This is a genomic window from Falsiroseomonas tokyonensis, from assembly GCF_019024325.1.
In the GTDB taxonomy this organism is placed as follows: domain Bacteria; phylum Pseudomonadota; class Alphaproteobacteria; order Acetobacterales; family Acetobacteraceae; genus Falsiroseomonas; species Falsiroseomonas tokyonensis.
The window spans coordinates 1-12,855 of record NZ_JAFNJS010000003.1 but is presented as its reverse complement, the minus strand read 5'-3'; the positions used below and the strand labels follow the sequence as shown (position 1 = coordinate 12,855).

Genomic DNA, 12,855 nt, shown 5'->3' with positions numbered 1-12,855 from the left:
CCTTGAAGTTCAGGGACGTGCGGAGGTTTCCTCCGCGCGCCACGATTGTAGCTTGCGGTAGATGGTTGAAGGATTGACGCCGAGCATCGCGGCGGCGCGCGGCACGTCATGCGATGTGTGATCCAGCGCAGCAAGGATGTAGCGCTTTTCCACCTCGGCCAAAGGCAGGAAGGGATCGGGCCCGGCAGGTGGCAGCCAGGGGGCGGCGGGCGCCGCGACCGCGGGTTCGGGTGGCGGCACCCATGCCCATTCGGGCGCCGGAGCGGGCGGTTCGGCCAGCGTCTCCGGTTCCTCCCTCTCCGCGGCGGGCAAGGATGCGGCGGCTGGACGGGTGGCGCTGCGCAGCAGCATCGGCGGCAGCATGCTCCGCTCCACCCGGGCACCGGCATGCAGCACCACGATGTTGCGGACCACATTCTGCAACTGGCGCACATTGCCCGGCCAGGAATAGGCGGCCAGCGCCTGCTCAGCCTCCCGCGCAAAGCCGCGGAAGTGCTTGCCTTCCTCGCGCGCGAAGGCAGCCAGGAAATGGCGCGCGATCAGCAGGACATCCGCGCCGCGGTCGCGCAGCGGCGGCATCTCCACGGGCACGACATAGAGCCGGTAGTAGAGATCCTCCCGGAACCGTCCCGCCTCGACCTCCAGCCAGGGATCGCGGTTGGTGGCGGAGACAATCCGCACATCCACCTTCTCGGGGCGGGAGGCGCCGACAGGCTGGAAGCTGCCGGTCTGCACGAAGCGCAGCAGCTTGACCTGCATCTCGAGCGGCATCTCGCCGATCTCGTCGAGGAACAGCGTGCCACCATCGGCCAGCTTGGCGGCACCGGGCCGGTTCTCGGTGGCGCCGGTGAAGGCGCCCTTCACATGGCCGAAGATCTCCGATTCCAGCAGGTCGCGCGGGATGGCGGCGCAGTTCAGCGCAAGAAAGGGCCGGCTTCGGCGCGGGCTGGCCCGGTGCACCGCCTCCGCCGCCAACTCCTTGCCGGTGCCGCTTTCGCCGGTGATGAAGACATTCGCCTTGCTGGCCGCAACGCTTTCAATGGTCCGGTAGACGGCCTGCATGGCGGGCGAGGCACCGATGAAGCCCAGGTAGTGGTCCCGGCTGAGCTGCGCCTTCACTTCCCGCAATTCGGTCGCCAGCGCCCGCTTTTCCAGCGCATTCTGCAGGGTCACCTTCAGCCGCGCCTTGGCATAGGGCTTGACGATAAAGTCAACCGCGCCTTCGCGCATCGCCTCCACCGCATGGTTCACGCTGCCATGGGCGGTGACCACGATGATCGCGGCCTCCACGCCCTGGGAGCGGAGCCGCCGCATCGCCTCGAACCCCGAGAAGTCCGGCAGTTCCAGATCCATCAGGATGGCGTCGGGATGCCAGGACAGGGCCAGGTCCAGCGCCGCAGCGCCGCTTTCCGCCAAGCGGATCTCGTGACCAAGGTCACGTAGCAGGGCACGGGCCACCTCGGCCTGGGTCGGCGTATCCTCGACGATCAGGATCCGGGCGGCCGCCGCGGCCATGGGGCCCTATCGGGATCCGGGCGGATGCTCGGCCAGCGCCGCCAGCTCGGCGAGCGCGGCTTCCGCCTCCAGCCGCACTTGCGGCGCGAGCAGCCGGGGATCGGTGGTGTTGCGGTGGTCCATCGCGATCCGCGCCACCTGCTCCAGCCGCCGCGCGCCAACGGCGGCGGCAGCGCCGGCAAGGCTATGCGCGGCGCGCCTGTAGCCATCCTCGTCACCAGCCGCGACCGCGGATTCCAGAAGCCGCGCAAGCCGCCCGAGATCATCCTCGAAGGTCCGGACGATGCGCACGAAGTCCTCGCGCGGCAGGTCCGACGCAAGCTGTCCGGCGATCTCGGGGTCTATTGCGCTCACGAACCACCTCTCGCATTGCAGGGGCATGGGGTCAACGCATCTGGCCTGCCGAAGGCGCAGCGTCGGCTCCCGCCCCGCTCAGGGCACCCGCTGGGCCGCCGCGCGAATGCCGAGAAGGTCGCAGGCGGCCTCGCGCGCGATGTTGCGACTCGGCTGCTGTGCGAAGGCGCTAAGCCGCAGCAACGCCGCCTGCACACGTCGCCCGGCCAAGGCCGCGCCATCGGCTTCCAACGCCAGCTGGCTGGTCTTCCACAGTGCCAGCGCAGCCTCGTCCAGGCGACTGACCGGCTCGGCATAGGCATCGGCCACGCGACGACGGGACATGCGCCGCGCCAGCCCCTCCGCCCCCGCGGGATTGATGGCGCGCACCAGCCGATCGGCGAGGGGGCGCGGCAGGCAACCTACCGGCGCGCAGGCGGCGAGATGCAGCCAAAGGTCCCAGTCCTCGGACCGCTGCAGCTGCTCGTTGAAGCCGCCCACGGCGCGCAGCAGGCCGGTGCGTGCCATGACGGTGGAGGTGGCCACCAGCGGTTCGGCATAGATCGCGGCCTGCCCATCCCGGTCCAGCAGGAAGGCCTCGCGCCGCATGCTGTGACGTGCGGCGAAGCTTGGGCAGCGGGCGAAGCCGCCCGGCAGTTCCGTGCCATCCTCGGCGAAGCAGCGGTGGTCGGTGAAGGAGAAGCCGATCTCGGGGTACAGCCGGTGCAGTTCCAGCTGCGCCGCCAGTTTGCCGTGCCGCCAACGGTCATCGGCATCGAGGAAGGCCACCAACGGCGCCTGCGCCGCCGCCAGACCCAGGTTGCGCGCCGAGGCCGGGCCGGTGCCACGGGCCGTCAGGGGACGGAGCCGGCGGTCGCTGGTGGCGATGCCGCGCAGGTAGTCGGCCGTTCCATCCTCCGAACGGTCATCGACCACCAGGATCTCGAGCTGGGGTGAATGGCCCAGGGAGGCAATCGCACCGGGAAGCCAGCGCAGGGCGTTCTGCGCCGGGATCACCACGCTGAGCTGGGGCGCTGCGTACAATTAAAGCCTCGCGATCTGCATCCAGCGGCCGGGATGTTGGCCACCGCGGCAGATCAGTGCATCGCGCGTTCCACCATTTCGCGTTGCATTTTGCGAGAGCGCGTTGCCGAGTCGAGGCACACCCTCCTGATCAAGCCGACCGCCTGGGTCTTCGTGTGCTCAGCGCGCCCCATAGCGCAGCAGCATGGCACGCAGCGGGTCGGAGCCGGGGTTATGCGCCTCCATCGCCACCACGATCTGCCGGGCCGAATAGGCCTGGCCGTAATAGCTGCGCGCCGATGCCGGCCGATAGGACAGCATGGAGCCGGAAAGGGAGACGCCCGCGAAAAGGCCCCGCGACTTGGCAATCGCCACGATATCGGCGCCGACCGCGGCGGTGGTGCTGCCCTGGATGCCGCCGCCAATCGTCGCCAGTGCGATGGACGCGTCGGCCCCGACCTTGAACTGGCTGTCCATCACCGCCTGCAGGCCGCGGTCGGTCATGATCATCATGGCCACCATCGCATCCTGCACCCCGATCTGCAGCCCGAAGCTGCCGGATCCGAGCCCATAGAAGGCGGGGGAGGACCAGGACCCGGCCCCGTCGCGGCCGACCAGGACGCAGGACCCTCCCTCCCCGCCCAGGATGAAGCCGGCGCGGAATACCCGGGGGCAAACCATCACCGCGCGGGCCCGCTGCAGGAAGCCGACCGCATCGCCGGCCTGTTCGCCGCTGCTCATCAGTTCCTGAACCGCCAGCGTCGCCCGGTCGACAAGCGCCTGTTCTTCCTGCTGCGCCGCGGCCGGCAAGGCGAATAGCAGCCCGATGGCGAGCATCATCCCACGGAACATGAAAAGCCCCCCGCAACCCTATGTCGCAGAACACTCTACATCCCAGCGACTCGGGTGTCCAAGGCGAAGCGGCGCGGATGATCAGCCCGGCGGTCCGGGCTCCGCTGGCAGGGTGAAGGGTTCCTCGTTCACCGCAGCCACGCGCCAATCCTGGCCGTGCCGCTCAAGCCGGGTGAGGGAAAGGTTCTTGATGGAGAAGATCAGCGCCTGATGTGGCGTCAGCCCCATCGCCTGGGCTATGGCCGCCCGGATCGAGCCGCCATGCGCCACGATGACGATATCCCGACCCGCACTCTCCTGCACCAGCCGGTCCAGCACCGCGGCGACACGTTCCACCACCTCGGCGAAGGATTCCCCGCCGGGCGGCTTTTCCTCCCCCGCATGTGGCCAGAAGGGATGCGGCGGGTGGCGCAGCATCTCGGCGAAGCGTTCGTGCGACAGGCCCTGGAGCTCGCCCAGATGCTGCTCAGCCAGGTCCGCCTCGACCTCCAGCGACGCCGGCGCATAGCCGGCTGCGAAGATGGCGGCCGCGGTGGCGCGGGTGCGGGAAAGCGGCGTGACCACCCAGCGCGCGCCCTCCGGCAGCCTGGCGGCAAGCCAGCGATAGGCCGCGGCCTCCTGCTGCAGGGCCAGCTCGCAGAGCCCCACATCCATGCTGCCATAAACGACGGCGCGGGCGGAGGGCTCCACCAGCGCGTGACGGACGAGGAAAAGCCGGGTGATCTGCACGGCGCCGGTCTAGCGGGGACTGGGGCAGGCCGGAAGATGCCCTGGCGGGCGGACCTACTCCGGCGTGGCGCGGCGGGCGGCCTGCAGCGCCCAATAATCGTCCGGCAATGCGTCGATGGCATGGGCGCTCGGCATCACCACCGGCACCTGCAAGCACAGCGACTGCGCCGGCAGCACGTCCCGCCACTGCGCCACCAGCCGCTTGAAGGCCTCGCCGACCGGCCGGATCTTGCGATCCAGGTCATAGAGCCCGACCGGATCGACGCGGCCATTCTCCTCCCGCAGCGCGGTGTCCCAGTCCACCTGGTCGGTCAGCGAATACCAGGTGAAGCCGACCACCGGCACGCCGTCGTTCCGCACGCGCAGCACATTGGCCCATTGCTTCCACAGCCAGCGCTCCGCGGCACCCTGGCCGTCGTCGCGGATATTGGTCTCCGTGTGCATGACGGGCAGCGCATAGCGCTGATGATACTGATGCGTCAGCACGGCATAGCCGAAGACTTCGCCCGAGGCGCGGGTGCTGCCATCCGGCACCACCAGGTGCTCGTTCGTCCAGTAGTAGTCGTTGCCCATGATGCAGTGATGCTTCAGCGAGCTCTGCGACAGGAAGAAGTGGTACTCCTCGCGCGTCATGCCGTTGTCCAGCAGGTATTCATACATGCCGCTGTCCACCCGCCGGCCGTAGTTCAGGTCGAGCGACAGGAAGCGCTCCTGGTTGCGCTGTTCGGCCGGCGCGATGGCCTCGGGACTTTCCGCGTGGAAATACTCCGTGCTCTCGCTTTGGATGAAGATGGCGTCCCGCCGCACGTCCAGGATGGCGCGCATCGCCAGCACATTGGCGGCGACGATGTGCTTCAGCGCAGTGACGAAGCCGCGGTCGGTGCGCAGCTCCTCGTTCCACCAGCCGTAGCGGGCGGAAAACAGCGCGCAGATGTACATCTCGTTGACCGGCGTATAGAGCTGGACCCAGGGAAAGCGCCGCGCGAAGGCGCCCGCATATTGCGCGAAGAGCTTCGGGAAATCCGGGTTCTGGAAGTCGCCGATCCAGTCCGGCACCCCGAAATGGCAGAGATCGACGATCGGCACGATGTCACGCCGCTGCAGCTCGCCGAAGGTCGCATCGGCGAAGTCCCAGTTGTACTGGCCGGCCCCGGTCAGGGTCGAATGCAGCGGCGGGCCGTAGCGCAGGAAGGACAGGCCCAGCTCCTGCACCAGGCCGAAATCCTCCCGCCATCGCTCGTAGAGGCCGCAGCGCGCCATCTCGTCCACCCGGACGCGGCCGCCCTTGATGCGAGGGATGCTGTTCTCGATCCCGGTGGCGAAGAGGAAGGCGGGGGGTGCGGTCATGCCTTGCCGAACGCAGCAGCCTCGCCGCAGTTACCGCCGACTCAGCCGTTCCGCCGGCGCCGCTCCACAAGCCCACCCTGGAAGACGCGGACCCCCACTTCCCAGCCCCAGGCGATGGCAGCGGGCCGGTCGACGCCGACCAGCACGATGCTCTCCGGCTGCGTCAGCGCGCGCTCCAGCGAAGCGGAGGTCGCCACCGGCAGTTCGGCCGACCAGCGCAGCCGCAGCAGATCCAGCCCCAGCCGCTCCGGCGGCAGGATGGCCAGCAGTTCGACCGGCGCATCGTCCAGCGCCAGCCGATAGCCGCGGCCCCGCGCGAAATCCCGTGCCGTCGCGAAGCCGCCCGGATCGGCCAGTATATCGGCAGGGCGGAAGGCCAGGGTGATGTCCTGGCGGCGCCCCGCGGGCAGGCCCTCGTCGAATTTCAGGAAACCCGGCGCGGCCAGGGTCGCCGGCGTCACCGGCAGGCCGATCCGGCGCCAGCCGAGTTGCGCGGCCGGGCGGCCGATCTCGGCCAACATGCGCAGTTCCGCCAGCCGGGCCAGCCGGCGCTGCAGGGTGGAGCAGGCGGTGATATCCACCCCCGGCAACACCGCGGCCGCCAGGCTGGCCCAGGCGATACGCCGATCCTCCCACAGCGGCTCGGCGGGCTCCCCCTCGGGATCCAGCCGGCAGACGCCCTGCGCCAGCGTCATCGCCTCGACATCCGCCTGCGACAGGGCGCGCTCCGCCATGGCCAGGTCGAAGCTGTTGATCGGCGCGGCATCCACGGAGCTGGCCGGCGCCTCCGGCACCTGGGCCAGCCCAAGGCTCTCGGCGGCGATCGCCAGCAGCTGGGCGGCGCCCGCCGGCAGCCGCATCGACTGCACCGCCTCTGCGGCCGAGGGATCCAGTGCGCGCAGCAGGGCCAGCCGGGCATTTTCCAGCACCAGCCCCGGCGGGACGGCGACTGCCACCACATCGCCGTTCGGCAGATCGAAGACGCGGGTGCGGGCGGCAGCCAGCACGGGTTCCAGCGCATCCCGCAGCAGGCGCTGATGCTGTGGCCGGCGGGCGGCGGGGCCGAGGCCCGCCAGGCGCAGGTGCAACACTTCCCGCACCGCATTGGCGGCGACGCTCTCCCGGACCAGCGCGGCCAGTTCCGCCGCGGCGCGCACGCCGCCTGGGCGGCGGTCGAACTCCGCCTCCGCGGTTCTCATGCCGCCGGACGGGACGGGCTGGCAGCGCCCTGCCGCATCGCAGCGCCGGCCGCCGCTACGGAGATCTGCGGCCGCACGGGCGCCGAGGCGACCTCCAGGAAGCGGCCCTCCATGCGCTGGATACCCTGGCGGCGACCCCAATCGAGCGCCAGCTGGTCCTCGATGCCGGACAGGATCAGGCGTTCGGGCGCCACCTTGCGCAGCGCCTCGGCCACCGCCGGATGCGCCATGGCGGGTGACCAGGCCAGCCGCAGCCAATCCACCGGCAATTCCGCAACGTCCAGGATGCGCAGCGCACTGGCGCCGAGGCCATCCAGTTCCAGCGCCCATCCCTGGCCGGCCAGGCTGGCGCGCCGGGCGGCGAGCGCCAGGGGATCTGCCACAGCCTCCAGCCCCACCGTCGCCACCAGCCCGCCACGCGGGCCACCCTGGCCGCCCTCACCCCTGCCGGTCATCGGCGCTGGCGGAACGGGCAAGTGCAGGGCGCCGGGCAGGCTCGTGCCCATCAGGTCGCGGCACTGCGCGGGGTCGCCGATCGCCAGCAGCAGGCGGGCCGCCAGGCCGCGCGAGGCATGTTCCAGCAGATCCGCATCCGCACCGAGCCCCCCCAGAAGGGCGGCCAAGGGCACGGCGGCGATCGACAGGCGCAGGAAGGCCGGGCGGCAGGCGCCGCTCGCGGGATCGACCCGCATCCCGATCTCACGCCGCACCACCTGGGTCAGGGGCAGGCTGCGCAGCCAGGTGTCCAGCCCCGCCAAGGCCGGTCCCGCGCCGGCCGGGCCTGGTGTCGAAGCTTCTGCGGCATAGGCGAGCAGGTCGCCGGCATCGCGTTCCAGCGACCAGATCCGTGTCACCGGCCCGCCGAGAAGCCGGTCCAGCAGGCCGCGCAGCCGCTCGGCGCGCCCGGCCTCCGCGCCGATCAGCAGCAGATCTTCATTGGGCCCCTCGGCGACCACGCCGCCCGCAACCAACGCACCTTCCTGCAGCAGAGCCCGCGCCACGCGCCGCCGATGCGGTGCCATGGCCGGGACCCGCAGGACCACGCGCCCCGCGGCCGCGCGCAGGGCCTCCCGCATCACCGCAAGCAGCGGTGCCTGCTGTGGCGGGGTCGGGACATCCTTGGCGACGAAACCTTCTGGCATGGATCGGAAACCGCGAGGGCCGGGATGGCGGTGGCGCCCCCCATCCGCCTAGAGTCCGCCGGCAATGGCTTCCAAACGCTTAATTCCTGGCGCGACAACGCAGGCTTTCCTGCCGGAAGGGCTCCGCATCTACGCGGTGGGCGACAGCCATCGCTGCGCCCGTCATCTGGCGGCGCTGCATCGGCTGATCCTGGACGATCTCGCCGCTCGCCCCATCGCGCAGCCCTGCCTGATCCATCTGGGCGATCATGTCGACCGCGGCCCAGACAGCGCCGGCGTGCTGGCGATGCTGGCAGCGCCGCCGGCCGGGCTGCCGAGCCTCAACCTGATGGGCAATCACGACCAGATGATGCTGGACGCGCTGGCGCCCGATGCGACGGCGGAAGCGGTCGAGCTCTGGCTGGCGAATGGCGGGGCCGCGACGCTCGAAAGCTATGGCGCCCGTGCGCGCGAGGCCCGCAGCTGGAATCGCGTCCCGGCGGCCCATCTGGATCTGCTGCGCGCCTGCCGCAGCCACCATGCCGCGGGCGGCTACGTCTTCGTGCATGCCGGGCTGCGCCCCGGGATTGCGCTCGAACAGCAGCAGCGCATGGACATGCTGTGGATTCGCGAGCCGTTCCTGTCCTGGCGCGGCCCCATGCCGGCGGTGGTGGTCCATGGCCATACCCCCGCCGCTACGCCGGAAATCCTGCCGCACCGGATCGGGCTCGACACCGGCGCGGTCTTCGGTGGGCCGCTGACCTGCGGGGTGCTGGAAGGCGCACGGGTCGATTTCCTGCAGGTCTAGAGGTCGGCCCTGACCGAGGATCGGCGCCCGCCGGACGGCTTATTTCGCCCCCGGTCGGATGGGGGCGCCTTGCGCCGGATGTGGCGATTGGGCTACGCCAAGGCGATGCAAGGCCCCGCGCCCGCCGACCTTCCGACGCCAGAAATCCCGGTCGGCGACCTGACCGAGGCCGTGCGCCTGCTCAAGCGGGCCTCCGTCCTCGTCGTCGGCGACGCCATGCTGGACCGCTATGTCTATGGGCAGGTCGAGCGCGTCAGCCCGGAAGCGCCCGTCGCCGTGCTGGCGGTGGAACGCGAGGTCGCCATGCCCGGTGGGGCCGGCAATGTGGTGCGAAACCTGACCGCGCTCGGCGCCGCCGTCGCCTTCGTCTCCGTCGTGGGCGACGACCAGGCCGGCAGCGACCTGACTGGGCTGATCGGCGGCCAACCCAATGTGGAGCCCTGGCTGCTGGTGCAGGGCGGCCGCGCCACGACGACCAAGACCCGCTTCATCGCCGCCGGCCAGCAATTGCTGCGCGCCGACCATGAGATGGCCGGCCCGATCCATCCGCGCCTGGCCGAACGGCTGGTGCGCATCGCCGCCGATGCGGTGGCCGCCACCACCGTCATGGTGCTGTCCGACTATAACAAGGGCGTGCTGTCCGGGGATACGGCGCAGCGCCTGATCGCGTCCGCGCGCAGCGCCGGGCGGCGCGTGGTGGTCGACCCCAAGGGCATCGACTATGCCCGCTACGCCGGCGCCGACCTAATCACCCCGAACCGGGCCGAGCTGAAGCAGGCCACCGGCATGCCCGTGGATACCGAGGCCGCGCTGGTTGCCGCCGCCCAGCAGCTGCGCGCCGACCATGGTTTCGGCGCGGTCCTGGTGACCCGCAGCGAGGACGGCATGACCCTGGTGGAAGCCGAGGGTGTCCGTCATTTCCCGGCCGAGGCGCCGGAGGTTCATGACGTCTCGGGCGCCGGGGATACGGTGGTCGCGGTGGTCGCCGCGGGCCTTGCCGCCGGCCTCGCCGCCCCGGTCGCCGCTCGCCTGTCCAACATCGCGGCCGGGATCGTCGTCGGCAAGATCGGCACCGCCGTGGCGCGCGAGGGGGATCTGCTGGAGGCCCTGACGCCGGAGCGTGGTGCCTTGCGCAAGGTCGTCTCCCGCACCCAGGCGGTGGAACAGGTGGAGCGCTGGCGCCGGCGCGGCTGGCGGGTCGGCTTCACCAATGGCTGCTTCGACCTGCTGCACCCCGGCCATGTGCATCTGCTGGAACAGGCCCGGTCCTGGTGCGACCGCCTGGTGGTCGGCCTCAACGCCGATGCCAGCGTCAAGCGCCTGAAGGGCGAGGCCCGGCCGATCCAGGGCGATGCCGCCCGCGCCGCCGTCCTCGCCTCCCTCGCCTCGGTCGACCTAGTGACGGTCTTCGAGGAAGATACCCCACTGGAACTGCTGCGCCTGCTGCGGCCGGAGGTTCTGGTGAAGGGCGCCGACTACACCGTGGACAAGGTGGTCGGCGCGGATCTGGTCACCGAATGGGGCGGCCAGGTCCGCCTCGCAGCGCTGCTGCCGGGCCAGAGTACCACGGCCACCGTGGCCCGCATCCGAAGCTGAGGCCTTGCGGGCCTTGCGCCCGCTACACCGGCTCCGGCCAGACGAAGCGCTGGCGTTCCAGATAGGCCAGCCGCGCCGCCAGATCCTCCGCGGCACAGGCCATGACGGAGATGACGCCGACGCCCACCTCCCGCGCCTGCGGGCTGCTGGTCTCCGGCGCGGCATCGGCCTCGATCGCGAGTTCCAGCACCTCGCCCTGCGCCGGCACCTCCAGCGCCGCCACCGCGCGGCCACCAGCCGCCAGTTCCAGCACCATCGGCTCGGCGCCCGGCGTGGCCAGCGTCACGCGCTGGCTCCGGGCCGGGGCGCGCAGCATCAGGTGCAGACGGAGCGTGCCCGCCTGTGAGGCGGCGACCGGCAGGTGCAGCAGGGCGCGGCCCGGCCGGGTCCAGCAGCCCCAGGCCTCGGCCCGATACCAACCCTCTCCCGCGCGCAGCAGGTCGGCGAGGGCCATGGCGGGGTCGGGCAGCGGCGCCGCGATTTCCGCCAGCCGGTGCACCGTGCCAAAGACCGCAGGCGGCGGTGCCGGGGGCGCGGCGGGCGGCGCGGTGGAAAGGCGCGAGAGCAGGTCATCGGTCACCTGCTTCCAGGCGCGCAGCTTCAGCCCGGCGCGCACCTTCGCCTCCTGCGCCTGGCGATAGGCGGGGTCGAAGACCAGGCGCTCCACCGCTTCCAGGAAATCGGGCTCGCTCTGGTGGCGGAAATGCAGCGCGAGGCCGAGGCCGGCTTCCAGCAGCCCGGAATGGTCGGGGGCCAGCGCCGCCTTGCCATGCGACAGCGCCTCCGTCACCGGCAGGCCCCAGCCCTCGTGGAAGGAGTTGTACAGCGTGAACAGCGCGCCCTCATACAGCCCGGCAAGCGCTGAATCCGGCACATCGGTCAGCAGCCGGACCCCGTCGCGCAGCGCCGGTGCATTACGCAGCAGGGCCAGCGCCGGGTCGGAGAGGTAGCCCGGGCGGCCCACCAGCACGAGCAGCGGCAGCGCGGCCGCGCCATGCTTGCGGATCAGCGCCAGCCAGGCGTTCAGGACGAAAAGGTGGTTCTTGCGCGATTCCAGCGTGCCGACGAAGAGCGCGTAGGGGCGCCCGGACAGCGCCGCGACCCCCGGATGCGGGCGTGCCGCCGGCGGCACGCGCACCGGCTGCGCATCCAGCCGCAGCACCGAAACCGGCGGCGTAGGCAGGCCGGGAAGCAGCTTCTGGCGCAGCGCCTCGATATCCTTCCGGGTCGCCTCCGACACGGCCAGCAGCAGGTCCGCATGGGCGCCGAGGCCCGCAAACCAGCGGGCGAATTCCGCGACCATCTCCGGGGTATTGTGTTCCGGCACCACCAGCGGCCCGCAGTCATGGACCAGCGGCGCGTAGCGCACGCCATGCCGCGCCTTCACCGCGCGCAGCGCCATGCTGTAGTCCGGCAGCCACCAGGAGGAGCCGAGGTTCACCAGCCAGGCGCCCTGCGGGAAGACGAGTTCCGGCGCCGCCGCCACCGCCTCCCGCGCCAGACCCACCGCCTCCCGCCAGGGGCCGTCGAGCGGGTCGGCGCCGGCCCGGGCCAGCGATGCCAGGCGCAGGAAGATCTCGCGCGGCAGCGCACGCCAGGCGGCCGCCTCGGCATCGAAGACGGCCAGCAGCACGGTGGAGGCCGCGACACCCGGGCGCAGCGCTGGGCCCACGATTTCCATCTGAACCCGCTGGATGCCGGAGGGCGCGCGGTTGCTGCCGAACCAGGAGAGCAGGTCCGACAGGTCGAAGACCACGGAAAGGTCGCCCACCAGGGTCAGCCCGCCGCCTTCCTCCGCCGCCGCCTCCGCGAGCCCGCCCTCGGCGAGCAGGGTCGCCACCTCGCGCCAGGCGAGGTCACTATCCGGGGTCAGGTCGAGTGCCCGGGCATAGGCGATGCGCGCGCCGGCCCGGTCCCCCGCCCGCTTCAGGGCATGGCCGATCTGGATCTGCAGATCGGCATCCTCAGGCAGGCCGCGCTCCGCCTGGCGATAGGAGGCAACCGCGCCGAGCGGGTCGCCCTGTTCCTTCACGCAATGGCCGTGCTGGATCCAGATGCCCCAGTCATCGGGGTGCTGCGCCAGCCAGGCGGCGTAGCCCTCGGCCGCGCCGCGCCAGTCGCGCGCATCGCGCCGGCGATCCGCCTCCCCCAGCAGGCCCGCACCCTCGCTCCGCCGCACACCGTCCATGCCTGAAGATCCTGCCTGCCGCGTCGTCAGGAAGGTCTAGCGCATCTGCGGCAGGACGGCACGCTGGCTCACGCGCGTCCGTAGGTGTCTTCCAGGCGGACGATGTCGTCCTCGCCGAGGTAGGAGCCGGACTGCACCTCGATC

The 12,855-nt window shown here is 71.2% G+C and carries 12 protein-coding genes; 2 read left to right on the top strand and 10 right to left on the bottom strand.

Annotated elements, in window-relative coordinates; genetic code table 11:
* Positions 1-9: 9 nt before the first annotated feature.
* From J3S20_RS10555 to J3S20_RS10520, 8 genes are all read right to left on the bottom strand, one after another.
* Positions 10-1,515: a sigma-54-dependent transcriptional regulator gene (locus J3S20_RS10555; RefSeq protein ID WP_216836450.1), complete on the bottom strand. Its 1,506-nt coding sequence runs from the start codon at positions 1,513-1,515 to the stop codon at positions 10-12.
* A gap of 6 nt (positions 1,516-1,521) precedes the next feature.
* Positions 1,522-1,896 carry an Hpt domain-containing protein gene (locus tag J3S20_RS10550; protein ID WP_216836449.1) on the bottom strand — a complete coding sequence of 125 codons (375 nt, stop codon included), beginning with the start codon at positions 1,894-1,896 and terminating at the stop codon, positions 1,522-1,524.
* A gap of 51 nt (positions 1,897-1,947) precedes the next feature.
* Positions 1,948-2,892 carry a glycosyltransferase gene (locus J3S20_RS10545; protein ID WP_216836448.1) on the bottom strand — a complete coding sequence of 315 codons (945 nt, stop codon included), beginning with the start codon at positions 2,890-2,892 and terminating at the stop codon, positions 1,948-1,950.
* Positions 2,893-3,051: 159 nt separating this feature from the next.
* Complete coding sequence (locus tag J3S20_RS10540) at positions 3,052-3,711, bottom strand: lipid-binding SYLF domain-containing protein (protein ID WP_246602661.1); 660 nt, start codon at positions 3,709-3,711, stop codon at positions 3,052-3,054.
* Positions 3,712-3,804: 93 nt separating this feature from the next.
* Complete coding sequence (locus tag J3S20_RS10535; protein WP_216836446.1) at positions 3,805-4,452, bottom strand: histidine phosphatase family protein; 648 nt, start codon at positions 4,450-4,452, stop codon at positions 3,805-3,807.
* 54 nt (positions 4,453-4,506) lie between these two features.
* Positions 4,507-5,799: a family 1 glycosylhydrolase gene (locus tag J3S20_RS10530; RefSeq protein ID WP_216836445.1), complete on the bottom strand. Its 1,293-nt coding sequence runs from the start codon at positions 5,797-5,799 to the stop codon at positions 4,507-4,509.
* A 41-nt stretch (positions 5,800-5,840) separates the two neighbouring features.
* Positions 5,841-6,998 carry a serine/threonine-protein kinase gene (locus J3S20_RS10525; protein ID WP_216836444.1) on the bottom strand — a complete coding sequence of 386 codons (1,158 nt, stop codon included), beginning with the start codon at positions 6,996-6,998 and terminating at the stop codon, positions 5,841-5,843.
* Positions 6,995-8,140: a hypothetical protein gene (locus J3S20_RS10520; protein WP_216836443.1), complete on the bottom strand. Its 1,146-nt coding sequence runs from the start codon at positions 8,138-8,140 to the stop codon at positions 6,995-6,997. Before J3S20_RS10520 ends, J3S20_RS10525 begins: the two co-directional genes overlap by 4 nt.
* 64 nt (positions 8,141-8,204) lie before the next feature.
* Here J3S20_RS10520 and J3S20_RS10515 point away from each other — a divergent pair, with 64 nt between their 5' ends.
* Entirely contained in the window at positions 8,205-8,927 is a 723-nt protein-coding gene (locus J3S20_RS10515) for a metallophosphoesterase (protein ID WP_216836442.1), read from the top strand.
* A gap of 105 nt (positions 8,928-9,032) precedes the next feature.
* Positions 9,033-10,523, top strand: coding sequence for a D-glycero-beta-D-manno-heptose-7-phosphate kinase (gene rfaE1, locus J3S20_RS10510; protein WP_216837026.1), 1,491 nt, complete (start codon positions 9,033-9,035; stop codon positions 10,521-10,523).
* 22 nt (positions 10,524-10,545) lie between these two features.
* Here rfaE1 and J3S20_RS10505 read toward each other — a convergent pair whose 3' ends face one another.
* Positions 10,546-12,711: a glycosyltransferase gene (locus J3S20_RS10505; protein ID WP_216836441.1), complete on the bottom strand. Its 2,166-nt coding sequence runs from the start codon at positions 12,709-12,711 to the stop codon at positions 10,546-10,548.
* A 68-nt stretch (positions 12,712-12,779) separates the two neighbouring features.
* Positions 12,780-12,855: hypothetical protein (locus J3S20_RS10500; RefSeq protein WP_216837025.1), on the bottom strand; the 76-nt coding region annotated here is incomplete at its 5' end.